Below are 25582 nucleotides of genomic sequence, written 5' to 3'. Positions count from 1 at the left end.
TACGAGTGTGCTGCGTGTGGATGAATGACACCCGGGGAAGTCTTCACCCCCACGTTGTCAACAACTTCCGGATAAATTACGGGCATGGTTTGCCGTCCAGCGTAACGCGATTTCCATCCCGCAGGATGCGCAACCTCATGGCTTCTGCGGTTATATTCAGAACATGGTCTAGATTGTCATTCTCAAACGTCTCCGTCACCGGGCAGCTTCCAATCTGCTCGTTGGCCAGGTGAATATCCGCGTGATAGACTTCGTTGAGCGTTTTGATCACACTACTCAACGGTTCCTTTTCAAACACCAGCCGCCCGGTTTGAAACGCCATCGCGTTAACGTCGAATTTGAGCGCTTTGATGATCGTATCCTTTACGGCATTGAAAGCCGCCTGCTCGTCTTTGACCAGGGTAATTTCCTTGTTTTTAGCCGAAAACCGCACTTTCCCGGTTCGGACGGCCACCTGCACATCGTTGGTGTAGGCCCGGATGCTGAATGACGTTCCCAGCACCTGAACGGTGGTGTTGCGGACGCGAATCCGGAACGGTTTCGTCGGATCGGGTTTCACATCGAAGAACGCTTCGCCGGTCAGTTCCACCTCGCGGCTGTCGGCGGCAAACGATTCGGGATACGTCAGTTTGCTGTTTTGATTCAGTAAAACCTTGCTGCCGTCCGGCAAAATTTTCTCAATTTTCTGATCTTTCGTCACGGTGGCCAGCTGCGCAACGGGAACGGTTTCGGTGTCTTTCAGGAAAAACCAGAGCAGCCCCGACAGCAAAACCGCCATAGCGGCAACCGCCCAAACCGGTGATTTCCACCAGTTTGTATTGTGCGAAGTACGAACAGGCTGTACAGGCAGCGGTTTTATAACAGGCTCCGATTCCACAGGAAGCGGTTTTGGCTCATCCGGCTCAACGTCCGTCACGGGCTGGGCCCGCATTTTTCCCCGCATTTTCTGCCAGGCCGCATCGGTATTGACTGGAATCGACGACGTGTCGGTTTTATCGCCCAGTTTCCCGGCTTTATTCCAGATCAGTTCGAACCGGTCGAACTCCTGTCGTTCGGAATTGTCCTGATCCAGCCACTGCTGTACCCGCTCCGACTCGGCAGCATCGGTCTCCCCGGCCAGGAATTTACCCAGCAGGTCGTCATCGATTCGGTTTTCGGATTGGTCAGGCATTTATTTTTCTAGAGTAAAGATTCAAGACATGAGATTTGAGATAAAATGATTTTCAGTGAATTAACCGTGTTTTTAGTCTATATTCTCTTGTCTCTCTTCCACCTTCTCAATTTAAAAACAACATTGTTAACAAAATGGGCAGATAATCGGCCAATTCTGTTCGTAAAATGCGCAGGGCTTTCCCGATCTGATTTTCCACCGTTTTGATGGAAAGTCCGAGTTGATCGGCAATTTCCTGGTATTTCATTTCTTCAAACCGGCTCATCGAAAAGATCAGACGGCATTGTTCGGGCAGCCGCTGAATGGCTACCTTCAACCGATCCGACAATTCGTCGGCAATCAACGACTGCATGGGCGCTTCCGACGACGACTGGTACAATTCGACCTCGTAAACCGCCTGCTCCCGGTGTTCGGCCTGCACCGACAAATGCCGGATGCGATTCAGGCACCGGTTATGCACCGACCGGTACAGATACGATTTCAGCGAAACCGTAATTTCCAGGCTATCGCGTTTTTCCCAAATCGCCAGAAAAACCGCCTGAACGGCTTCTTCGGCATCATCCCAATCGTGCAGGAACGTGCGGGCATACTGGCACAACGACGCGTAATGCTGCCGGAACACGGCTTCAAACGCGGGTTCGTTACCCAGTCGTATCGCATGAATTAATTCCTGATCAGTCAGTTGCACGTAGTTGCGTCCGTTTTTCCTGGCAAATCTACCACTCTTTTTTTAACCCACCCTCCTGCAACCACCGATATGACACCCAAATGGTAGGAACCCCCTACGAAACAGCGGATTTTTTTTCTGAACGGTAAAAAATATCAGTATCTAACGCATGTAATCCTTATTCTATACCCGGTTTTCGGTTGGTTAGCCTGCTGCTTCACCTTTCGTTTGGACCATATCCGTATTGGATGCTAAATTGGCGAAAAATAACAACCCACCTTTCATTCAGCGCCTGAACTTCTTTTATGATGCCCCAACTGACTCGCCGTTCGGCACTCAAAATAACCGCAGCCGGGCTGACAACAGCTTTGTCCGGTGCTTTATCGGGTTTCGGTCCGAAAAAACCACAACTTGCCTTTTCGACCCTCGGCTGTCCCAAATGGAGCCTCGATACCATTCTGAAAACCGCCGTGACGGCTGGTTATAAGGCGGTCGAATTTCGGGGTCTGGAGGGCGAACTGGATCTGACCAAAAGTCCGGCTTTCCGTACGGTAAATCAGGCAACCGAAACCCGCACCCGTTTTGCAGACCAGGGAATTCAGATCTGCAACCTGGGGTCATCTGCGCAACTTCACCACGCTGACGCGACGAAACGAGCCAGGAATTTGGACGAAGCCCGACGGTTTATCGACTTGGCGCAGCAACTCAATTGCCCTTATGTCCGCGTTTTCCCTGACCAACTCCCACCTGACCAAAGCCGTGAAAAAACCCTTGAGCTTATTAGTCAAGGGTTGCTGACACTGGGCGACTATGCAAAAAAAAGTTCCGTAACGGTTCTGCTGGAATCGCATGGCGAACTGACCCGAAGCGACCTACTGGTCCAGATCCTGGAGACCGCCAAACATCCCAGGGTAGGCCTGATCTGGGACATCTTCAACATGTGGGCCGATGCCCCTGAAGCTCCGGCGGAGGTATACCGGAAACTGAAACCGTACATTCGACACGTCCATGTGAAGGACGCCAAAATCGCGAACGGGAAGCATCAGTACGTATTGACTGGGCAGGGCGAGGCCCCGCTTCGGGAAGCCATCGATTCCCTGAAAGCCGGGAAATACGAAGGGTACTACAGTTTTGAGTGGGAAAAACTCTGGCACCCCGACATTTTGGAGCCAGAACAGGCAATTCCCCAGTATCCTAAAGCGATGAAAGCGTATTTTTAAAACCTGGGCTGTGTTTTTTGAGAGCGTTGGGGAAATAGGGGTCGAGAAAGGCTTTCAGCGGTTTTAAAAAAGGATTTGCTGGAGCGATATTCCAATGTTTTGTTTCCCGATAATTTCTCTTTCGCTCTTTAATCTTTTCTTTTTCAGAATCGGTTTCGCCTAACAATGCTTCCAGATACGCATAGATTTTGGTTTTGCGGGCGGGGGTAGTAAACTTACCTGTATCCGTCATCTTCGTTTCCTGCTGGCTTAAACATTCTTCATAAACTTTCCAACATTCGACATTTCAAACGAATCAAACCGCTTGAAATTCTCGATCTTGAAGTTGGTCAAATGCTGCTTTTCCATTTGTTCAATAAGTCAATTTACAACGGAATATTCCCGTGTTTTTTCTTCGGCAAGGTCGCCACTTTATTTTCCAGCATCTGGAACGCCCGGATCAGTTTCTGGCGGGTTTGTTCGGGGTAAATCACCTCGTCGATGTATCCCCGGTGGGCGGCCCGGTACGGATTGGCGAACTTGTTCGTGTAGTCCAGTACTTTCTCCTGCAACTTCGCCTGCGGGTCGTCCGATTCGGCAATTTCGCGTTTGAAAATAATCTCGGCGGCTCCGCTCGCGCCCATCACGGCGATTTCGGCGGTCGGCCAGGCGTAGTTCATGTCGGCCCCGATGTGCTTGGAATTCATGACATCATACGCCCCCCCGTAGGCTTTCCGGGTAATCACCGTTACGCGCGGTACGGTTGCTTCGCAAAAGGCGTAGAGCAATTTCGCGCCGTTGGTGATGATGGCGTTCCACTCCTGATCGGTGCCGGGCAGAAAACCGGGCACGTCTTCGAGCACCAGCAGCGGAATGTTGAAACTATCGCAAAACCGCACAAACCGGGCGGCTTTGGTGCTGGCATCGATGTCCAGAACGCCCGCCAACACCGCCGGCTGGTTGCCAACGACGCCAATGCTCCGGCCCGCCAGTCGCGCAAAACCGACCACAATGTTTTCCGCAAAGGCTTGATGCACTTCAAAAAAACTGCCGGCATCCACAATCTCCTCCACGACTTCGCGCATGTCGTACGGCTGATTCGGGTTCTCAGGAATAATGGCACTTAGCTTCGGGCGGTTTTCGTCTGAAGGTTCGTAGGGCAACCGAACGGGTTCATCTTCACAATTTTGCGGAACATAACTCAGTAATTTCTTGATGTATTGAATACACTCCAGTTCGTTGGCGCAGGCAAAATGCGTGACGCCGGATTTGGTACTGTGGGTGCTGGCTCCGCCCAATTCTTCCGCCGTTACATTCTCGTGGGTAACGGTTTTCACCACGTTCGGACCCGTCACGAACATGTACGAGGTGTTTTCGACCATCAGAATGAAATCCGTAATGGCGGGCGAGTAAACCGCTCCGCCCGCGCAAGGTCCCATCACCGCCGAAATCTGGGGAATAACGCCGGATGCCAGCGTATTGCGGTAAAAAATATCGGCATAACCCGCCAGCGACAAAACGCCTTCCTGAATCCGGGCTCCCCCCGAATCATTCAACCCAATCAGGGGTGCGCCATTTTTCATGGCCAGATCCATGATTTTGCAAATCTTCTCGGCGTGGGTTTCGGATAAAGCGCCCCCAAAAACCGTAAAGTCCTGGGCAAAAACGTAGGTCAATCGCCCGTTGACGGTGCCGTAACCGGTCACCACGCCGTCGCCGAGGTAATGTTCCTTGTCCAGACCAAAATCGCGCGTGCGGTGCATGACAAACTTGCCAATTTCCTCAAACGAGCCTTCGTCGACCAACAATGCAATGCGCTCGCGGGCGGTCAATTTGCCTTTTTTGTGTTGGGCGTCGATGCGCTTTTGACCTCCCCCCAGTTCGGCTTCGGCATTTTTATGATCCAGCGTTTCGGTTTTGGCAGACTTAATTTCGGTGTCCATGCACGGATTGAATTGAAATGATTAGCAACAAAAATAATTTATATTAACGAATCCAACGTTTTTAAGCGAATTTGTATCCTAGAGGCACAAACCTGCACACTCCTATGACCCACTTCTCCAAGCCAGATTTCGTTCGCCGGTTTACGGCCCCGCTGCTTGTGCTGGCGGTTTTTGGCTGCGAAGCGCCCCGCGATACCGACCCGGATCGGCCGGTTCAGGCCCTTCGACCGGTTTATGCCTCCTACGAAGAAATCAGCGCGATTAAAACGCTGGCACCCCAACCGCTCAGAAATCCCGGAAAGATATACATTAAAGGCGGTTTTTTGTTCATTAACGAACAAGGGAAAGGCGTTCACATCGTCGACAACAGCGATCCGGCCAATCCGCAGAAAATCTCGTTCGTGTCGGTGCCGGGCAACGTCGATATGGCGGTGAAAGATCAGGTGCTTTACGTCGATAATTCGCTCGACCTGGTGGCGCTCGACATTTCCGATCCCCGGAAGGTGACGGTTTTGAAACGCGTCAAAGATGCGTACCCGTACCCCTCCTACCCGCAGCAGCGCGGGGTGCAGTTTGAATGCGCCAATCCCGAAAAAGGCATTGTCGTTCGCTGGGAAACCGCTACGCTCACCAATCCAAAATGCTACCGCTAACGTTCCACACCATGAAAACTCCGTTTTTTTTCATTCTGATCGGACTGGCCGCGCTGGCGGGTTGCTCGGAAGTAGGCAGCAAAGACAGTGCGAATGTTAATCCCAGTGGCGGCAGCGGAACCGGCGGTTCGATGGCCCGGTTTGCCGTTGCGGGCAATTATCTGTACGTCGTGAATCAAAACAGTTTGCAGGTGTACGACGTGCAGCAAAGTGGTAATCCCAACAACCTGAGCAAGGTGTCGCTCGGCTTCGGCGTCGAAACGATTTTTCCGTATAACCAGCATCTTTTTATCGGTACACAAACCGGGATGTACATCATGAACCTGGAAAATCCGGCCAGACCGCAGCAAACCGCCCTGTACCGGCACATTTACAGTTGCGATCCGGTGGTGGCACAGGGCAATTATGCGTACGTCACACTCCGCAGTGGCACAGCCTGCAACACCGGCCCGAACCGGCTCGAAGTAGTCGATATTTCCAATCTGGCGAATCCAACGATGGTCAATTCGATTTCGATGATCAATCCGCACGGACTGGGCATCGACGGCAATCTGTTATTCGTTTCCGAGGGAGATTCCGGTTTGAAAGTGTTCGACGCCACCGATCCGGTCAAACTGAAACTGATCAAAACCTTCGACGACATTCGCTCCTACGACGTCATTCCGAACCGCTCGGTGCTGATTGTCACGGGTAAAGACGGCATTTTTCAATACCGCTACGACGCATCCCAGCAACTGACGCTGCTCAGCAAATTACCGGTCGAAATCCAATGACGCACCGTTTTCTGAAAAAGCTGCTGTTGGTTTTACTTCCGCTCCATTCGCTGGCGCAGGTGCTGTTGTTGCCTGACACCCTCTCGCCGGTGATGAAACACGAACCGCGCTGGGTGGTCAAGTTTGCCCCGTTGGCGTTATTCGACACCGACAATACGATCCAGTTTGGCGCGGAACGCCTGTTCGGCACACGTCATACCGTTCAGGCTGAATTTGGATACGGGTGGAAAGCCATTAATATGTATCCATCCCGGCGGGAAGATTATGAAAATTTTGAAATCTGGCGCGGTCGGGCCGAATGGCGACGGTATTCCGAACGATACCGAGGCTTCCGCCGACCGCATTATGCTGTTCCTCCCATTGGTCGGTATTTTGCCATCGAAACTTTTTTCAAACAAATTACTACGCTTCAAAATACCTCAGTAGGTCGGGAATGCGTCGATGGCACCTGTGCGTATTTCGAACGCGGCATTTTTCCGATTTACCGCACGGTTTGGGGAATCCACGCCAAATTTGGTCGGCAATTTGTGCTGACCCTGCCCAGCGACAACCGGTTTCTGCTCGATTTCTACGTCGGTTTCGGCTTCCGAAGCCTTACTCCTTACCGTTTTAACTCGACCAACGAAGACGTCATTCGTTCCACCGGTTTTCTCTTCTGGAGCAACCAACAGGGCGGTTTACGGCCCAGCGCGACACTGGGCATCAAATTGGGTTATGTTTTGTAGTTTTACGGTTTGTCGGTTTACAGTCTTCGCCGGGCCGACGTTTCGGTATACGGTTTTTGCTGTATCCGTAACGACGGTAACTAACGCGGACGACTTTCACGTCAACCACTGGAAACCGAAACGTCGGCCCGGCGAAAACTGTAAACCGAAAACGCATTTGAAACCGTATTTACCAGTACTACTTTCTCTGCTTCCATTCCTGGCGCTGGCTCAGCCGCCGGGAGGACAGGATCGTTTTATTTTTCTGTCCATTCCAACGAATGCCCGGGTGGCGGCTTTGGGGGGAGTGGCGGCTTCAAATACGCAGCCGGAAGGCTTATTTACGTTGCAAAACCCGGCCTTGCTGGACTCCTCCGGTCGTAATCAATTGGCGATGAGTTTTGTGCCTTATTTTGCCGATACGCGCTATTATGCCCTGCAATACGGTTTACCGGTTCGGAGCAAAGGACACTGGGCGGCCGGGCTCCAATATTTAACGTACGGCACGTTCGATCAGACAGATGCGTCGGGGAACCAGACTGGAACGTTCACCTCCAGCGACTATGCGCTGAGCCTGTCGCACGCCCGAACCGAAGGCAATTTCACCCTCGGCGCAACGCTCAAAGCCGTCGGTTCGTCCATCGACACCTATTCGGCGTTTGCGGTTTTGTTCGATGTGGGCGGCACCTGGCGGCATCCTAAAAAAGAACTCATTTTTGGATTGGTCGCTAAAAATGCCGGTTTTCGGCTGAAAACGTTTTTCCCTGGCCAGGCTGGTGGCCCGGACTTGCCGTTCGATTTGCAGGCTGGCGTAACCGTTAAACCGGAACATTTGCCCATTCGCGCGACCCTGACGGCCCACCACCTGCATCAACTTGATATTGTGTACAACGATCCGACCCAGAACGTCACCTACGATTTGAACGGCAATCCGATTCCGAAGAAAACCGCCCTTCCGGAGAAAATTGTGCGCCATCTAGCCGTTGGGCTGGAATTTCTCCTTCACCGGAACGTTAATCTGCTGGCAGGTTACAACCACCTGCGTCGGCAGGAAGCCAAACTGGCGACGGGTTCGGGGGCCGCCGGTTTGTCCTTCGGCGTAGCCATTCAGGCCAAAGGATTCCAGCTGACGTACGCGCGCTCCCTCGGCACTCCGTCGGTGGGCGGAAACAGCCATTTGTCATTTCGGGTCAATTTAAATCGTTTCCTGCCAAAAAAATGACTAAATCCCGGCACAAATTGCAGTTTCCTATGTTTCTTTGTCAGCAATGATTAATTAATAATGAACAATGAACACAATTGCTAACCGCCAAAATCGGGTTCGGTTCCGTCAAATGCGTTCGTTTATTGTGCACTATTAATTATTCATTATTCATTATTTATTATTTATGACGCAGTCACTCAAGGATTTAACCCCGCGGCAGATCGTTGCGGAACTCGACCAGTACATTATCGGTCAGCACGATGCCAAGCGGTATGTTTCCATTGCCCTCCGCAACCGCTGGCGACGCATGAATAGCTCGCCCGATATGCAGCAGGAAATTACCCCCAACAATATTCTGATGATTGGGGCCACGGGCGTCGGGAAAACCGAAATTGCCCGACGGCTGGCCAAAATTGCCGATGCGCCGTTTACCAAAGTGGAAGCTTCGAAATTTACGGAAGTCGGTTACGTCGGGCGCGATGTGGAAAGCATGGTGCGCGATCTGGTCGAGCAATCTGTCAATATGGTGAAAGCCGCCAAGAAAGAGCAGGTGAAAACGCGGGCGCTCCAGATTGTGGAGGACATGATTCTCGACATTCTGATTCCACCCATCAAACAACCATCTGGTTTTCAACTGGAAGACCTCAACGACAAAGGCGAAATTCCGGATTCCGACGCCGAATTGAACGAACGCACCCGGGAGCGGTTTCGGGAAAAAATCCGCAAGGGAGAGATGGACGAGCGGAAAATCGAGATCGATGTTCAGCAGAATGCGGCTCCCAATATCGGCATGATCGGCGGAACAGTCGATGAATTGTCGATGATGAATATTCAGGAAATGATTGGCGGCATGATGCCCCGGCGCGGTAAAAAACGCAAGGTGACGATTGCCGAAGCCAAGAAAATTTTGCTGGAAGAAGAAGCCGCCAAGCTCATCGACATGGATGAGGTGAAGGACGAAGCCATCCGCCGGGCCGAAAATACCGGCATCATTTTTATCGACGAAATCGACAAAATTGCCACCAACCGGGGCAGCGGTTCGGGCGGACCGGATGTGAGTCGCGAAGGTGTACAGCGCGATTTGCTCCCGATTGTAGAAGGAACCACCGTCAACACCAAATACGGCAGCATCAATACCGACCACATTCTGTTTGTGGCGGCTGGCGCTTTTCACGTTTCGAAACCGTCGGATCTGATTCCGGAATTGCAGGGCCGTTTCCCGATTCGGGTGGAACTGCAAAGCCTGTCGGAAGACGATTTTTTCCAGATTCTGAAAGCGCCCAAAAACGCGCTCACGAAGCAATACGTGGCCATGATGCAGTCGGAACAGGTCGAACTGACGTTTGAAGAAGAGTCGTTGCGTGAAATTGCCCGGATTGCGTTTCAGGTCAATTCCGAAGTCGAGAACATCGGGGCACGTCGGCTGCAAACCGTCATGAGCCACCTGCTGAACGATTTTATGTTCGATATTCCCGACGTCATCGGCCCGGATTCCCGAGTTTCGATTACGAAGGAAATGGTCAGTGAAAAACTGAATGAATTAGTCAAAAACCGGGATCTGAGCCAGTTTATTCTCTAAGTACCCACGGAAATGGGAAAATCAATCAATCGGCGTGAATTCATCGGAGCTTCTGCGCTGGCTGCCGCCACGATTAGCACGCTTTCGAAAAGCGTTGCGGCTCCCCGAATCAACGCACCCGCCAAATCGAAGCGTGATCGGATGAGGCAGGTTCTGGAAAAAACCGGCTCGGCGAACTACATTCCGGCCGGTTTTTTCCTGCATTTCCCGGCTGAACAGCGAACTGGCGATGCCGCCATTAAAGCCCATCTGGATTATTTTCAGGCCACGGACATGGATTTCGTGAAAATTCAGTTCGAGCAGAGTTACCCCAAAGCCACCGAGGTAAAATCCGCTGCTGACTGGGCCAGAATACCGGTTTTGAAAGAATCCTTTTTCGAGCCCAGTTTATACATCATCAAGGGCCTGATCAAGGCGGCCAAAGCGGAAGCCCTGATCCTGCCGACAATGTATTCGCCCTACCAGATGGCCAAGCAGGCGGTTCCGAAAGAGCTGTTGTTGAAGCACGTGCAGGAAGATCCCGAAGCGGTCAGCCGGGGCATGGAGAATGTGACGCTGTCAGTGATGAATTACGTCCGGGCCGCCGTTCGCGCCGGAGTCGACGGTTTTTACACCTGCTCGCAGGGCGGGGAAGCCAGTGCCGTGGCCGATCGGGCGCTATTCAATCGGGTCATCAAAAGTTACGATATGCTGATTCAGAAGGAAGTGGCGCAACTGACTTCTTTCAATATTCTGCACGTTTGCGATTACGAAGGCGACTACGCCGAATTTGGCTCCCGGTTTTCCGATTATCCCGGGCAGATTGTGAACGTGCCGCTTGCGGCCGAAGGAAAACCGCTGTCGCTGAGCCAGGCTGCCGAGGTTTTCAAACGGCCGGTGATGGGCGGCATCGACCGGCACGGCGTACTGTCCTCCGGCACTCCGGCAGAGGTCAAAAAAGCAGTGGAACTGGTGTTGAAAGATGCGCCCGCTCAGGTTGTTTTAGGTGCGAATTGCACCGTCCGCACCGACATTCCCATGCAGAATTTGCAGATGGCGATCAAAACCGCCCACGCGTTTCGGGCATAAACCGCTGATTTAGGCGATTGGTGCGGGATTTTCTCCGTCGGTTGGAGCAAAAAGATCATTGACCCGGATTGAAAAATCGGGAAGAACCGGTGCGGCAGAACAAACATCTTCTTCCAGACAAATGGTAACCTGTTTGCGGGATGTATACACGTAAACGACTGCGGCATCCGGAAAGATGTTCCAGACTACCTGCACACCCGCTTTGAAGTACTCAACAATTTTCTCTTCAATCCGATAAGCCTGATCCGTTTCGGAAAGAACCTGGACAACGAAAGCCGGAATAACGTCTTCTCCCTGCCGCCCCTGCTTTTTTGTAAAATAAGCAATATCCGGTCGACGCATTTGAAGGGCAGTTAACATGACGTCAGGTTCAGCCATGAATGTTCCGATTTTATGATAGCTTTCTCGATAAAAAGGCTGTTCAATACATCATAAATATAATATTGCCTTTTCTTCATTCCAGAAAATCGAATAATCTCCCCATCGTTCCATTCATATTTATACCCATCGACGGGTTCCCAGTTCAGGAATTCATCGAACGTCTGAGGAAATACCGGAGCAGTGGTTTGGAGCATGGTTATTGTCATTTAACCGAATATAGGTAAATCGCCAAAATACCCGGGTCGGCAAAATAAACCGGGCGATACGTCGCGCGATCTTTCCGGTTCATTCAGAAAAACCGCCTGTTCCACTGCCTAGTTGGAGCAGGCGGTTTTGCCTTTATTCCGAACGGAGTGATTTGATCGGATTCACCAGTGCGGCTTTCATCGATCGATACCCAACCGTCAAAGCTGCAATACCGACAGTGATTACAATGGCGAGGGCAAAAATTCCGGCACCCAGTTCGATTCGGTACACGAAATTGTTCAGCCAGCCGTTCATGACCCACCACGCCAGCGGAGCCGCCAGCACGAAGGCGATCAGCAGCAGCCGGACAAACTCCTTGCAGAACAGCCACAGAATACTCGGAACACTAGCCCCCAACACCTTGCGAACGCCGATTTCCTTGGTTTTCTGCTCCGCCATAAACGCAATCAGGCCGTACAGTCCCAGACAACCGATGAAAATGGCGATGCCGGCAAATGCCTGAATCAGCCGCAGCATCATCGTGTCGAGTTTGTAAAACCGCTCAATTTCCTCATCCAGAAACTGATACGTGAAAATAGACGACGGATACAGGGCCGACCAGCTTTTTTCCAGCCCGGCGAGGGTGGCGGGCAGGTTGCCCAGGTTGACCTTCACCGCGCAATTCATGTAATTTTCGCTCCGGGTGGTGATGCACAGCGGTTCGATACCGAGGTGAAAAGACCGGTAATGGAAATCTTTCATCACGCCAACGATGGTGCCCGGCCGCCCGTTGATCACCGCCCGTTTTCCCAATACGTCCTGATTGGACTTTAATTGCAGCGCTTTCACGGCGGATTCATTCACGATGTATTCCCGGATCGTATCCGACGGATTCAGGTTCCGACCCGCCACCATGGGAATCTCAAACGTGGGCACAAACCGGTCGTCGGCGGCTTTGATTGAAATGGAAAACTTCTCGGACTCGGTTCGCGAATCAAACTGAATGCCGGTGTTTCCTACGTCCTCCGCAGCGGGTGCGGTATCAAAAAACGTACTGCTTTCCACGCCCGGCAATTCAGAAAACTGCGCACTCAGGGTGTTTATCTTCGACTTTTTGTTGTCGGGAATTGGCAGCATCACCACGGCATCTTTTTCAAAACCCATATCCGCCTGCTGCGAATACCGGAGTTGACTGGCAATCACCAGCGTACCGATGATGAGCAATTGTGAAATGGCAAACTGCGTGACAACCAGGCCTTTCCGCAGCGAAAAACCGCCTAACTGGCGTTGTGACAGCTTGCCCTTCAGCGCCATAACCGGCTGAAAGCGAGCCAGAATCAGACCGGGATAGGAACCCGAAATGAAGATGACAAGCAGCAGCAAAACCGGTAAAAACGTGATCAGGTATACGTCGTTAAACGGATTGAGCGTCAGGTTGATTTCGAACAGTTGGTTGACAACCGGTAAAGCAAGGTACGCCAACCCGAATGCGACCAGCGTAGCCATGCCGGTTATCAGAGCGGTTTCGGTCATGAACTGCCAGAAGAGTGCCCCCCGCTGGCTTCCCATTACTTTCCGGACACCAATTTCTTTCGAACGCCCAAGTGCCTGAGCGGTGGACAGATTGACAAAATTAACGCAGGTTGTGATGATGAGAAACAGGCCGATCAGCCCAAACGCCCACAGGTTCTTTTTCTCCGTGTAGCCTTTCAGGTTCGGATTGAAATGAACGTCAGCAAGGGGCTGGAGCTTAAACCGGAAATACTTCGCCATTTTTTCGTCGTAGTATTTACTCGAAACCGCCGGAAGAACCGTGTTGTCGACCGCAGCTGCCGTCACGCCCGGTTTGAGCCGAACATAGCACTGCATATCGTCACTGACGCTGAACCACCAGTCTTTTTCCACCATCCAGGGCGTGTGGTCTTTCAAATTGCCGAACGGAATGTACATTTCCGGGCGAATGTCCGTATTGGCCGGAAGATTCCGCAGAATACCCGTAATTCGGACCACCAGCGAATCATCGATGTGAACAATCTTGCCGATCGGGTCGTCGGTTCCGAAGTATTTTTTAGCAACCCGATCCGTAATCAGAGCCGTATTTCGCTCCAGCAGGGCGGTTTTTGGATTCCCCTGTTCCAACGGGAAATGGGCGATTTCCAGAAATTCCGGATCAGCAAACGCGATATCCTCCGTAAACTTTTTGTTCGGTGATACCTCCACTACTCTTTTCTCCAGAAAGGCAATCCGGCCCACTTTTTCGAAGGCCGTAAACCCCTGCCGGAGCGCATCACCCATCGGGTTCGGAACGCCCGGATTATAGCGCGTCTTGTTGTCGTGCAGTTCCGTATATACCCGGAAAATCCGGTCCTTGTCAGCATGGAACGTATCGAAGCTCAGGTGGTATTTTACCAGCGTAAAAATCAGAATGGCGCAGGCAATGCCGAGCCCCAGACTGACGACGTTGATCAGGGCGTACGCTTTGTTGCGATGGAGTTTTCGCAGGGCGATTTTGAAATAATTGCTTAACATAACGAGCGGGGATGGGTGTTGGTAATGGGTCAGTTGGGGATAATTGGCATATGCAAGGGAACGGGATTTACTACGCCAGAGCCGGGGATGCATGAGCAACAGGACATCCAGCAAGTAGAATAACCGGGCCTTCGAATAGCCGTAGCGAAACCCGCGTTTCTGAAACAGTTCGGACAGATCGCCCAGAATTTCATCGCGCTGGTAAGGGGCCGTAAGACGTTCCACCAGCCATTCGGCCCAGCGGGGCGGTTTATTTTTCATGATGAAGAATGCGTTGGAATGAACAATTAAAAATGAACAAATCAGGCTGATAATCAATCATTTGAAGTCACGAAAACTATTCATTGTTAATTATTCATTGTTCATTAATTACAAGCCCGACCAGGCGGTTTTCGGAATACCCGCCCACAACTCATTCCGAATCCGGCGCATTTCCTGCAAAGCCTGTTCCCCGGCCAGGGTAACGGTAAAGAGTCGCTTGCTCCGCCCACCCCGTTCGGCGGTGGCATGGCCAAACCGGGAGCTGACCATCCCCTTTTCTTCGAGTCGCTGCATGGTACGGTGAACGGCGCCCAGGCTCATGGGCCGTTCCAGCTTCTCACCGAGGGTTTCGACGACGGCCACACTGTAAGCGTCGTCGAAAAGGAGCGCGATGGTCAGCAGGACCAATTCTTCAAATTCACCCAATTGTGTGCCTTTCATTTCGTGATGGAGATACCGGTTGTGTCAGAAAATTTATCTTACTCTTTTGCATAGCAAATAGCAGACCAATGAAGAAAAACCGCTTTCATTTAACAAAAAGGCGGTTTTCTGGAATGAACACAATGGATGGCTGTCCAGAATCGGACATAAAAATGTACTAAACTGGACAGTTCGGATTAGCAAAGTTTGGAAAATAGCTTGATTGGCATTGCACCCGATCGGGTTCAAAAGTCAAAAATTATTAACCGCATTTTTCAATCCGGCTGACGAAAGTCTCGCGGCCTTTTTTACATTTGTAGGTACACCTGACAAACACCGCACGACCTTCTACCGGTCTCTCTTTTCATGAAAATCGACCGGCTGACGCTTGCTTCGCTCTGCTACCTGTACCTGCCGGTTTGTCTGTTTCTTTACTACTGGGTCATTCCCCTCATCGCGGTTCCACTTTCGGTTCTAATCGGTTTTGGTGTCTGGCAATTTGTCCGTCAGCCCGCTTCGGAACCGGTTTCTACCGGGCCCTTTTCCCGAAGCGAGTGGCTGATTCTGTTGCTTGGCGCCCTGTTCTGGGCGTGGGTGAGCGGCATCGGTGCCTTCGTGCCCCAATACGGCGATTACGACAAACACAATCTGGTATTTTACGATCTGATCACGCGGCCGTGGCCGGTCGTTTACCGGAATGACCGCTTTGATAATCCGTTTTTGTGCTACTATCTCGCCTATTACCTCCCCACAGCAGGGATGACCAAAGTGTTCCATCTGTCGTTTCCAGCGGCCGAATGGGTATCGTTTGGCTGGGGTACACTGGGCGTTGGGCTGGCGTTGGGCTGGGCCGCCCGATTGAGTCAAAAATACCGGGTCTGGATTGCCGTCTGTTTGCCATTTCTGTCCGGATTGGAAGTGGCGGTCCGGCTTTTCTGGTCGTTGCTGACGGATTTTCAATGGAATGTCCCGGCCTGGATCACGGCCATTTTTACAAACCGCATTCCGGGGTATACCCGCTACGAAACACCCCGGCTGGCTTTCAGCAACCACAACTGGGCGCAAAGCATCGATCCGGCTCCCCTGGTCGTTCAGCTTCAGGCGGTTCCGCAGCATACGCTGGGTGGCTGGATTGCGGTTGGCCTTCTGATCTTCTGGCAACGGCAAAAAAACGCTCCTGTCGCGCTGGCTTTCGTTATTGCGGCAACCCTGCTCTGGTCGCCGTTTGTCAGTATTGGGCTGAGTTTGTGGTTGCTGGTCACGCAACGAAACGTATTTTTGGTATCAGGCTGGCTTCAACCGGTTTTCCTCACTTCCGGTTTGCTGTTTGCGGGTTTGATGGGTTTATTTTACCAGGCGCATTATCCCATTCCGTATGCCGGTTTTATTGTTGAAGCGTTTGAAAAACCGGCGGATGTGGTTCTCTACGTTCTCTTCTGGGGAACCCAGTTCTGGGTAGGCGTTCTGCTTTTTCGTTGGTATAATCGCCAAACCAACGGGAATAAGTCGTGGGAAAAAGCGGTTTTCTGGGCGGCCCTTTCCATTCAACTCATCAGCCTGATTTACATGGGCCGCTGGAATGATTTTCAAAACCGCGCCATGATTCCGGCTCAATTTATTTATTACCTCGCGCTGGCCAACGGTTTTGTAAGGTGGTCTGGCAGCCCGAAACGCTCGTTTGCGGGTTGGGTATTTGCCGCATGGGTTGTCGTGGGCTTGTATGTGCCGCTGCGGGTTGTGGCCTATAAACTCTGGTCGATTCACATTCCGCAACCCATCGAACGGTCCATCGCCAATGCCACGACCAATTTCGGGGAACCGGACATGACTCAAATGCGCCCCCACATGGCAATTGACGCCGACGCGGATTATGCCGCCCAGTACGTCGGAAAACGGAATTCGTTTTTTTACCGGTATTTACTCCGGAAATAAGGTAGTCGTTCAAAAACCGGTTTTACCGTTTCCGGCCAAACCGCTTCCAGTAGCCGCCCTCCTGAGGAGGAAAGAAGCAGGCATTCGGGTTGATGGGTCCTCGGCGAAACAGCGGAATCGTTGCTCCGGCGTAAAAATTGGCCCCGCGCGGATTTCCAATGTTGGCTAAACCGCCCAGGTGATCGGTTCCGGCAAAAAACGGCCCGGCCCGCATCGCCAGACCGATTGTCGGCATCGAATAATTATCCTGCAACGCAATGGGCATCGAAACCTCGGCCCAACGGGTTTCCCAACGCGGGACAACGGCCAGCATCGAAGGCGTCATCAGCGCTACAGAAGTAGCTGGCATTAGATTCTGAGTCCATAAAACCCCGACGTAGACATTCGGTTTCACCTGATAATCAGCGCTGACATTCAGGGCCGTAGGCAAACCGGAGCGGTACGAAGTGGTTCGGTCCATCAACGGAAGATTCAGGACACTCACCACACGGCCATTGATGTCATCGGGGGATTTTGCGCCCTGAAACGTCGTGTTGGTGATGAGTTTATTGGTGGCCGCCACCTGGTACCGATTCACCATTTCCGGGTTCTTAAACCGAACCCCGCCAATATCGACGAGCGAAGCCGAAATGCGGTAGAGGTATTTATTTTTGGACGCATCCCGGCGAATTTCCCCGTTTTCGCGGTACGTATATTTGCGGATATTAGGGCGGTATTCATACGTCATACCAAGATCGAAGCCCCAGCCTCCGCCCGCGGATTGTTTCCCAAAAAGCCAGCCCGGGGACAGATTGATTCGCTGGAAAGCCGCCTGACTGGTGTAGCCGTACACCCCGTTGAATTTCTGAATACGCAGGGCCTGAAAACCGGTAGCGGTGGGATCACGAATGATCTGGTGCGTACCTTCGTCTACCCGAATGTGCGTGTTGTATAAACCGATTTCGCGTTTGATCGTCACGCCCGCTTTCCAGAACATTTCATCGTTATCCAGAATCACGGCCCCGAAGGTTGCGGCCAGTTCGGCAAAGCCATTGACGTTTGCCGATCCGTGCTGTCCTTCATTCAGAATACGTTGTAGCTCAACAATTTGAGTTCCGTATAACAACAGGCGGGCGGTTTCTTCCGACATATTCCGAAAGGAAATGCCCGACCGGATGCGCGACGAAACTGCTACCCCAAACCGGTCGTTCAGGGTTACGAGCGCCGACGGACCGCGTACCTCCCCCCCCAACGACATTCGTTTGTCTCGCCCGTTGAGCAACTCCTTCAGGTATCCTGTACGACCCAGGCTTTTGCCCCGTTCGCTCCGGTATTGCGCCGGAACCTGTCCGCTCAGGTAGCTGACAATCGGGAATGGCGCAACCCAGCGAACCTGATTGGTGGATGCGTATGCATCGATGGTTGCCAGATTTATATAAACCCGGTAACGGGAATCGACAACTTCCGACGGGTGGCGATAAATGGATTGGGTGCCGCCGTAATTACTGTTAGCAATTCCCATCAGGTATTGCCCCATCGTCGGAAAAGAAATTCCCAGAATTGCCAACGTTGCGAACAGTCGACCGTATCTCTCTCTCATTCAACTAGTAATGGACGTGATTCAAACTTTCAGGCATCGTTGAGCCCTTAAATATACAGGTTGTTTCCGGAAATGACGTTGCAGTTATTTAACGGTAAAATCGGAAACGGTCTTTTAAAATAAATAATAAAGTGCCCCTATTCAACGTCAACCATATATAATTTTGTATATTATTGCAATTTTAAGGGTTTATTCGCCAAAATTACCAGCCCACCTATGCAATTTCAATCGCAGTCACAAGGAAACCAAACACAGTCGCAATCACAGGGAAACTCTTTTTCATTTAAAGACTATCAGACCGATAATTTCTACGATGAAATGTTTACGGCAGATGGTCAGACCCGGTCGGGTTACGACCAGTTTAAACAACGGGTGGAACAATTGAGTCGCGAAGACGTCATCAGCCGACAGCATGCTGCCGAACGCGCCCTGATGTCGATGGGGATTACCTTCAACGTGTATTCGGAAGGCGAAGGCACCGAACGCATCATGCCCATCGATATTATTCCGCGGGTAATTCCGTCTGACGAATGGAACCGCGTGGAACGCGGACTGATTCAGCGCATCCAGGCCATCAACCTGTTTCTGAACGACGTCTATAACGATCAGCATATTCTGAACGACAACGTCGTACCGCGTGACCTGATCGAATCGAGCAAGTGTTTTTTACCGGCCTGCATGGGGCTTAAACCGCCGAAAGACATCTGGTGCCACATCACGGGCACTGACCTGATCCGGGGCGACGACGGTCAGTTTATGGTGCTGGAAGACAATCTACGGTGTCCGTCGGGGGTGTCGTACATGCTCGAAAACCGGGAGTTGCTCAAACAGACTTTTCCGGAAGTGCTGGCGCGTACGGGCGTCCGACCGGTTTCCGATTATCCCACGCGGCTGCTGCAATTGCTGCAGCACATCGCCGACCGGCCCGATCCGACGGTGGTGGTACTGACCCCCGGTATTTATAACTCGGCCTATTTCGAACATTCCTATCTGGCGCAGCAAATGGGCGTCGAACTGGTCGATTCCCGCGATCTGGTGGTTTCGGGCGGTTATGTCAAAATGCGCACCACGAAGGGTTTCCAGACCGTTGATGTCATTTACCGCCGGATTGACGATACATTTCTTGATCCGCACGTGTTTAATCCGGAGTCGCTGATCGGTATTCCCGGTATTTTCGAAGTCTATAAAAAAGGACGGGTGGCACTGGCCAATGCACCCGGAACCGGTGTTGCCGACGACAAGGTGATTTATGCCTACGTTCCGCGCATCATCAAATACTATTTGGGGGAAGAAGCCATCATTCCGAACGTTCAGACTTACATCTGCCGCGAAGAAGAAGATTGCAAATACGTGCTGGAAAACATCGAGCAACTGGTTGTGAAAGAGGCCAATGAAGCAGGCGGTTACGGCATGCTGATCGGCCCGAAAGCCACCAAAGCCGATCACAAACTGTTCCGAAAAAAGATCAAGGAAAATCCCCGGAATTACATCGCCCAGCCGACCATTTCGCTCTCCCGGGTTCCAACCATCGTCGGCGATCACACGGAAGGTCGTCACGTTGATTTTCGGCCCTACATTCTGTACGGCGACGGCATTAACGTCATCCCGGGCGGTTTGACCCGCGTCGCTCTCCGCAAGGGCTCCCTGGTCGTGAACTCCTCGCAGGGCGGGGGCGGAAAAGATACCTGGGTTTTGTATTAAATGAATCGAATGAACAAGGGATAATGAACAATGAAGGGCCGGTCGGCACATTATGCATTGTTCATTATCCATTATTCATTTTAATTTGTGCTCATGCAGCAAGCACTCAGGAATCCCGATCTCTCCATCATTCTCGTTAATTATAAAACCCCGCACCTCATTATCGATTGCCTTCGTTCGGTTGAAACGTATACTTCTGGATTGACGTATGAGGTGTTGGTGGTCAACAACGACCCCGATCCGAGTGGTCAGGCCGTGGTTTTGAATGCTTTTCCAGGCACCCGCTGGATTGAAATGGGGTATAATTCCGGTTTTTCGCGCGCCAATAACCGGGGCATTGCCGAATCTGCGGGCCGACTGGTGTTGCTCCTCAATTCGGATACGTTGCTCATTGACAATGTCTTGAAACGATGTGCCGACGTGCTGGACAGTCGCCCGGGCGTGGCGGCCGTGGGGCCCATGCAGATCACGCGGGAAGGGAAAGTGCATACGGAAGCCTTCGACGGTTTTTCGCAACTCCGCCGGTATTTCTACATCGTACCCGGTTCCGGTTTTTTCAAACGACTGCTCCACCGGTTTTTACCTGATAAACGATACGCAGACCCGAACGAAGTCGACTGGCTCATTGGTTCGTTTATCATGACGCGCCGGGAAACGATCGAGAAAGCCGGAGGTCTGGACGAGAGCTTTTTTATGTATGCCGAAGACGTCGAATGGTGCTGGCGGTTGGGAAAACAGGGGCAACTTTTGCTGTTGCGGGACGCTTTCTACGTCCATCTGGAATACGGCAGCAGCAGCGATTATCAGGAAAGCAAAGTGACGCACATCAACCGGTTTAAATCGCAGATGCACGTTTCCAATCTGCTCTGGGTTCGAAAACAATACGGCGCTGGCGCTTACCTGGTACTGATCCTGCATTATCTGACGCTGATTCCGGTTATTTTTGGCTGGAAAATCGCTGTCAATCTGCTCAACGTCCGGAATCCGTTTTCGCAGCTGGACAACCAGCGGGCGTTTGCCCGTCAGGTCGGTATTTTTTTACGGTTTTTCTGGCAAACGCTCTTCAATCAGAAGGGATTTTATAAAGTTTAGGACTTTATTCGACGAACCAATACTCAAATCCCTGAAACCTGAATCTCGTGAATCCCGAAACTCCCAAACTTTATTGCTATAATTGTCGCCAACGGCCCAAAACCGTATACACAACCTAAGCAATTGTACGTTCTTGTAGGTATAGCATTTAATTGGTTATGAAAACATATTTCCTCCCGTTCCTGTGGGCAATGCTGCTCGGATTGCTGGCATTTACAGAAACACAGGCAACTCACTTGCGTGCCGGTGAAATTACAACCCGCCGGATTTCCAATACCTCTCTGACCTACGAGGTGACGATGACCACCTACCACGACGAAATCGGGGGAAAAACCGCCAGTGATCAGCAGGACCCTTCGTATTTCTGTTTTGGAATTGGTCCGGCAGTGGCCGTCAAACGGGCCAGTCGGATCGTGATCAATCGGGCGACGACGGCCAACACCTACGTTGCAACATATACCTATCCGGGACCCGGAATTTACCGCATCACCTGCACGATCACCAACCGGAACGAGAACGTCCGCAATATTCCAACGTCCATTCAAACCAGCTTTCAGCTCCAGACAACGATTGTAGTCAACGCGGCACTCGGTTTGAACAGCACCCCGGTTTTGTTAAATCCACCGCTGGATTCGGCCCGCGTGGGCCAGAAATGGTGCCACAACCCGGCGGCTTACGATGCCGACGGCGATAGTCTGGCCTACCGTCTTTACGTTCCTTCCGGCAAAATTGCCGACGAACAGGGCAACTGTACCATCAAAGCCGTTTCCGGTTATTCAGACCCTACGCTGATTGGTGTCAATCGAATAAACGAGGCCGGAACCGGTCCGGCCACCCTGACAGTCAACGCCATAACCGGTGACGTGTGTTGGGATGCTCCTGCGGAACAGGGGCAGTATAACATTGCCTTTATTGTGGAAGAGTGGCGCGACGGCGTCAAGATCGGGGAAATCATCCGCGACATGCAGATCATCGTCACGGCGTCGCCGAATAAACGCCCGGCGATTGTCGTTCCCGACGATATTTGTGTGGAAGCCGGGACCTTGATTCAACGGAACATCACCGCCACCGATCCCGACGGAAACCGGGTGGAACTCTCGGCCTACGGCGGTCCTTTTAACATCAGCCCCGATGGCAAAGTGTATAATCCGGCCATTATCGCCAAAGATTACGCGACATTCGCTCCGGTTACGGCCCAAAACACCCCGGCAACGGGCACGTTCCGCTGGCAAACCAATTGCGCCCACGTACGTGGGGAGCCTTACGATGTCGTTTTCCGGGTCGTCGATTTACCGAGAGGAAGCGGGCAAACTCAGTTGGCCACGCTGGAATCGTTCCGAATCAAAATTTTTGCCCCAAAACCGCAGAACCTGACGGCACGACCCGCAGCGGATGCCGCCGGCCGGGCCATTATTCTGAACTGGGCCGCCTATGCCTGCGGGTCAGCCGCTTTGCCCGCAAATACCAAAATGGCCATTTACCGAAAGGAAGGATGCGACCAGGGCACTTTTGACCCTTGCGCTACCCCCGGTCAATTGGCCGCGCAGGGCTATAGCTTAATTGATACGGTCGGCATCAGCCGCACGACATACACGGATAACAACAAAAATCAGGGTCTGAAAAGAGGGGTTCAGTATAGCTACCGGATTGTTGTTACGATGCCCAGCCCGAACAACGGCCAGAGTGCGGTTTCGGAGCAGGTTTGCGTGAATTTACCCCAACAGGTCCCCCTGATTACGCACGTTACCGTGGACAGTACGTACGACACCAGGGGTGTCATCACCGTCCGCTGGACCCGCCCTCCGGGCATCAATCCGCAGGACGGCACCGGCCCATTCCAGTACCGGCTGTTCCGGGCTACCGGTTTGACCGGCACCAACTTCACCCAGATTGCTGCCATCAATACCACCTTATCACCGACTGTTGCCGACACGGTTTATACCGACCGTGGACTCAATACAGTCGCCAATGCGTACCGGTATCGCATCGAATTTTTCTTCACCGACCCCGGCACCGGGCAACTTCAGCGGCTGGATGTTACCGACAACGCCAGCTCCGTTCGGCTGACGGCCACGGGTGGGTTGAAACGCGTTCAGCTTAGCTGGCAGGCCAATGTCCCCTGGAGCAACGATAACAAACAACACCGGGTCTACCGCAGCAAAACCGGTCCCAACGGACCGTTCAACCTGGTAGCCGTGGTTCCGGTAACGACGGCGAACACCTATGTTTATACCGATTTGGGAACCGATACGTATGCTGCGGACGGTGTTCAACCCGTTACGATGTCAGTTGACAGCAGCTATTGTTACCGCGTCGAAACCATCGGTCAATACTCGGCTCCGCTGACGACCATCCAGTTGAACAACTTCTCGCAGGGAATTTGTGCGATGCCGGTCGATACGACCAAACCGTGCCCGCCCATTCTGGCCGTTGATACATTAAATTGTGCGGCTCTGACGCCCGAATCGTTCTGTAACCAGACCACGTTTGCCAACAACCTAACCTGGCAAAATCCAACGACCGGCGATTGTGATCGTAACATTGTCAAATACAATATTTATTATTCCCCCTGCGAAGGCCAGGAACCAACACTGCTGGCCAGCGTCAATGCGCCTACGATGACGTATCGGCACGAAAATCTGACGTCGTTTGCGGGCTGTTACGAGGTCAAAGCAGTCAGTCGAAGCGGGCAGGAAAGTAAGGCATCGAACCGGGTTTGCAAAGACAACTGTCCCTACCTGAACATGCCGAACGTATTTACGCCCAACGGCGACGGAAAGAACGATGTGTTTCAGCCCATGAACTGTCCCCGGTTTGTACAGTCGGCAGAATTGACGGTGGTCAATCGCTGGGGCGTAAAAGTCTACCAGAGCAGCGATGTATCGCTGAAATGGAACGGCAAGAACAGCCAGGGCAAAGACGTGCCGGGTGGGGTCTATCTGTACCAGGTAACTGTCAAATTTGCCCGGGTCAATTGTTCTGCTCCCGCTGAAGTCTACAAAGGCTGGGTTGAGTTGCTGCGCGAAGCCGGTGCGAACTAAAAACCGCTTTGACTAAAAACCGGAGTACCACGGAAAATGATGAATTTCTTTCCACGGCACTCCGGTTTTTTAATGGATTATTTCTCCACAAACCACGTCACTTTGGTACCATTGGGTAACCAGGCTTCGGGCTCCCGATTCAGTTGCAATTCGATGAGCGTGGTCGTAAAGGGGTAGAATAGTTTTACCTCCGAATTGGAAAGCATCTGCCCCATATCGAATACGGCCGTCCAGTGGCTGGCAGCACTTTGTTTGGTATTCTTGTCTGCGTCTTCTGTGCCATCCGAATCGATGTGCCCGTAATACCGCACCAGATCGGTGCCGGAAGAGGCAATCACTTCGATGCGCAAGCGGGCGAGGTTTTCCAGGTCCAGTTTTTTCAGATCAAAATGGAAACTCCGCAGACTTTTATCACCACTGTACACGTGCACGTCGACGTCGAGCGGTTTCAGATCGCTGGGACTGTCTTTATACCCCGCATTAAACCGAACGTGATAATCCGTAATCGGGTCGCCCCGTTCGTCGACGGCCCGAACGATGAACTGCTGCCACGGCACCATCGATTTCAGCGTTACTTCGGTTTGCTGAATAGCGGTTTTATTCCATTCCTGAAACTCTTCGCTGGTCGAAACGGCTAACGCTTTCACCACCAGGTCCACCAATTCCTCCGTGGGATTTTCAATGATCGATCCATGGTTCAGTCCCGCAATCGGAATGAAGGGAATCTGAAAATTACTGCGCCGGTCGTTGCGCCACTGGCCAAAATCCAGCCGTTTGACGGTGGTATCGTCGTCTTCAGTTGTTAAATTCAGGATAATTTTACGCGTATTGAGCGAACAGCCCGCCCAGCGAACCGTGCCATCGGTTCCGTCCGGATTGGTCACCAATCCCTGCAATCCCTTGTAATTGGTAGCGCCACAGAAGGTAAAAACATAGGGTGTGTTGTCGTCGGGGCCATAAAAAACCTCATCCGACAACAAATCGCGGTGGGCCAGGTCCCAGGTATAGCGGCTGGCCAGTTCCAGGCCATCCAGAATCAGATCGCCCGCATCCATAAAATCGGGACCCAGCGACCGGTTTCCCTTAAAAATGGCGCCGAGCCAGCTTCGACCTTTATGAGCGAGTGGCGACCCAAAACTGGCCGGAGCAATGGCAATGAGTCGTTTCAGACGCCGTTTGCGTTTTTCCTGTTTCGCATACGTGGTCAGCCAGGCCCGAATTACCAGCATCCCGGTTGAATGCACGATGGCGTCAAACGGTTCATCCGCGTTCAGCCCGGCCCGAAGCCGCAGCGCCCGGTCGAACCCCTCTGCGATGTCTTTGATCGTTACTTCGTTCGTCAGCGAGCGATACCCGCAAACATGCACATTGGCCACATCAAAACCCCGGTCGGATAAACTCTTTTCCCAGTTTTTAAAGGATTCCGGCACATCGGAATAGCCATGAATTAAGACCAACGGATTGCTCATACGAAGAAACAGAGATAGGGTTTGGGACTG

Annotated in this window: 20 protein-coding genes; 11 read left to right on the top strand and 9 right to left on the bottom strand. The window is 52.1% G+C overall.

Annotation, left to right across the window (positions count from 1 at the left end; translation table 11 throughout):
* Positions 1-76: 76 nt before the first annotated feature.
* Both EHT25_RS01715 and EHT25_RS01710 read right to left on the bottom strand, forming a co-directional pair.
* The gene (locus EHT25_RS01715) at positions 77-1171 is read right to left on the bottom strand and encodes a FecR domain-containing protein (RefSeq protein WP_124869714.1); all 1095 of its coding nucleotides are present in this window, start codon (positions 1169-1171) and stop codon (positions 77-79) included.
* Between the two features lie 106 nt (positions 1172-1277).
* Positions 1278-1859, bottom strand: coding sequence for an RNA polymerase sigma-70 factor (locus EHT25_RS01710; RefSeq protein WP_124869711.1), 582 nt, complete (start codon positions 1857-1859; stop codon positions 1278-1280).
* 284 nt (positions 1860-2143) lie between these two features.
* Between EHT25_RS01710 and EHT25_RS01705 the strand changes: the two genes are divergently transcribed.
* The gene (locus tag EHT25_RS01705) at positions 2144-3058 is read left to right on the top strand and encodes a sugar phosphate isomerase/epimerase family protein (RefSeq protein ID WP_229311404.1); all 915 of its coding nucleotides are present in this window, start codon (positions 2144-2146) and stop codon (positions 3056-3058) included.
* Here EHT25_RS01705 and EHT25_RS01700 read toward each other — a convergent pair.
* Together EHT25_RS01700 and EHT25_RS01695 are read right to left on the bottom strand one after the other, a co-directional pair.
* Complete coding sequence (locus tag EHT25_RS01700; protein WP_124869707.1) at positions 3033-3290, bottom strand: hypothetical protein; 258 nt, start codon at positions 3288-3290, stop codon at positions 3033-3035. The genes EHT25_RS01705 and EHT25_RS01700 overlap by 26 nt on opposite strands.
* A gap of 133 nt (positions 3291-3423) precedes the next feature.
* Positions 3424-4980, bottom strand: a complete 1557-nt coding sequence (locus EHT25_RS01695) for an acyl-CoA carboxylase subunit beta (protein ID WP_124869704.1) — start codon at positions 4978-4980, stop codon at positions 3424-3426.
* A gap of 104 nt (positions 4981-5084) precedes the next feature.
* Here EHT25_RS01695 and EHT25_RS01690 point away from each other — a divergent pair, with 104 nt between their 5' ends.
* The 6 genes from EHT25_RS01690 (at position 5085) to EHT25_RS01665 (ending at position 10961) form a co-directional block, all read left to right on the top strand.
* Positions 5085-5633 carry an LVIVD repeat-containing protein gene (locus EHT25_RS01690; RefSeq protein ID WP_124869701.1) on the top strand — a complete coding sequence of 183 codons (549 nt, stop codon included), beginning with the start codon at positions 5085-5087 and terminating at the stop codon, positions 5631-5633.
* A gap of 11 nt (positions 5634-5644) precedes the next feature.
* Positions 5645-6406 (top strand): LVIVD repeat-containing protein, encoded by a 762-nt coding sequence (locus tag EHT25_RS01685; protein WP_124869698.1) that lies wholly within the window; start codon positions 5645-5647, stop codon positions 6404-6406.
* Entirely contained in the window at positions 6403-7131 is a 729-nt protein-coding gene (locus tag EHT25_RS01680; RefSeq protein WP_124869695.1) for a hypothetical protein, read from the top strand. The genes EHT25_RS01685 and EHT25_RS01680 overlap by 4 nt, the downstream gene beginning before the upstream one ends.
* Positions 7121-8332, top strand: coding sequence for a type IX secretion system protein PorQ (porQ, locus tag EHT25_RS01675; RefSeq protein ID WP_124869692.1), 1212 nt, complete (start codon positions 7121-7123; stop codon positions 8330-8332). The genes EHT25_RS01680 and porQ overlap by 11 nt, the downstream gene beginning before the upstream one ends.
* A 166-nt stretch (positions 8333-8498) precedes the next feature.
* The gene (gene hslU / locus EHT25_RS01670; protein WP_124869689.1) at positions 8499-9893 is read left to right on the top strand and encodes an ATP-dependent protease ATPase subunit HslU; all 1395 of its coding nucleotides are present in this window, start codon (positions 8499-8501) and stop codon (positions 9891-9893) included.
* A 12-nt stretch (positions 9894-9905) separates the two neighbouring features.
* Entirely contained in the window at positions 9906-10961 is a 1056-nt protein-coding gene (locus EHT25_RS01665) for a uroporphyrinogen decarboxylase family protein (protein ID WP_124869686.1), read from the top strand.
* A 9-nt stretch (positions 10962-10970) separates the two neighbouring features.
* Here EHT25_RS01665 and EHT25_RS33090 read toward each other — a convergent pair whose 3' ends face one another.
* The 3 genes from EHT25_RS33090 to EHT25_RS01650 form a co-directional block, all read right to left on the bottom strand.
* On the bottom strand, positions 10971-11321 hold the full coding sequence (locus EHT25_RS33090; RefSeq protein WP_229311403.1) for a Uma2 family endonuclease: 351 nt from the start codon (positions 11319-11321) through the stop codon (positions 10971-10973).
* Positions 11322-11681: 360 nt separating this feature from the next.
* Complete coding sequence (locus EHT25_RS01655) at positions 11682-14318, bottom strand: ABC transporter permease (RefSeq protein ID WP_221622231.1); 2637 nt, start codon at positions 14316-14318, stop codon at positions 11682-11684.
* Positions 14319-14426: 108 nt separating this feature from the next.
* Positions 14427-14759 carry a PadR family transcriptional regulator gene (locus tag EHT25_RS01650; protein ID WP_124869683.1) on the bottom strand — a complete coding sequence of 111 codons (333 nt, stop codon included), beginning with the start codon at positions 14757-14759 and terminating at the stop codon, positions 14427-14429.
* A gap of 345 nt (positions 14760-15104) precedes the next feature.
* Here EHT25_RS01650 and EHT25_RS01645 point away from each other — a divergent pair, with 345 nt between their 5' ends.
* A complete protein-coding gene (locus EHT25_RS01645; protein WP_124869681.1) occupies positions 15105-16670 on the top strand; it encodes a hypothetical protein in 1566 nt (521 codons plus the stop codon).
* Between the two features lie 22 nt (positions 16671-16692).
* On the opposite strand, the gene EHT25_RS01640 is transcribed toward EHT25_RS01645, so the two are convergent.
* Positions 16693-18249, bottom strand: coding sequence for a DUF5723 family protein (locus EHT25_RS01640; RefSeq protein ID WP_124869678.1), 1557 nt, complete (start codon positions 18247-18249; stop codon positions 16693-16695).
* 216 nt (positions 18250-18465) lie between these two features.
* Here EHT25_RS01640 and EHT25_RS01635 point away from each other — a divergent pair, with 216 nt between their 5' ends.
* From EHT25_RS01635 to EHT25_RS01625, 3 genes are all read left to right on the top strand, one after another.
* Complete coding sequence (locus EHT25_RS01635) at positions 18466-19950, top strand: circularly permuted type 2 ATP-grasp protein (RefSeq protein WP_124869675.1); 1485 nt, start codon at positions 18466-18468, stop codon at positions 19948-19950.
* A gap of 93 nt (positions 19951-20043) precedes the next feature.
* Positions 20044-21042: a glycosyltransferase family 2 protein gene (locus EHT25_RS01630; RefSeq protein WP_124869671.1), complete on the top strand. Its 999-nt coding sequence runs from the start codon at positions 20044-20046 to the stop codon at positions 21040-21042.
* Between the two features lie 158 nt (positions 21043-21200).
* Positions 21201-24083 (top strand): T9SS type B sorting domain-containing protein, encoded by a 2883-nt coding sequence (locus EHT25_RS01625; protein WP_124869667.1) that lies wholly within the window; start codon positions 21201-21203, stop codon positions 24081-24083.
* Positions 24084-24160: 77 nt separating this feature from the next.
* On the opposite strand, the gene EHT25_RS01620 is transcribed toward EHT25_RS01625, so the two are convergent.
* Positions 24161-25552: an esterase/lipase family protein gene (locus tag EHT25_RS01620; protein ID WP_124869664.1), complete on the bottom strand. Its 1392-nt coding sequence runs from the start codon at positions 25550-25552 to the stop codon at positions 24161-24163.
* Positions 25553-25582: the final 30 nt, after the last annotated feature.

Source organism: Larkinella rosea, from assembly GCF_003858635.1.
In the GTDB taxonomy this organism is placed as follows: domain Bacteria; phylum Bacteroidota; class Bacteroidia; order Cytophagales; family Spirosomataceae; genus Larkinella; species Larkinella rosea.
This window is presented reverse-complemented; position numbering and strand designations above follow the sequence as displayed.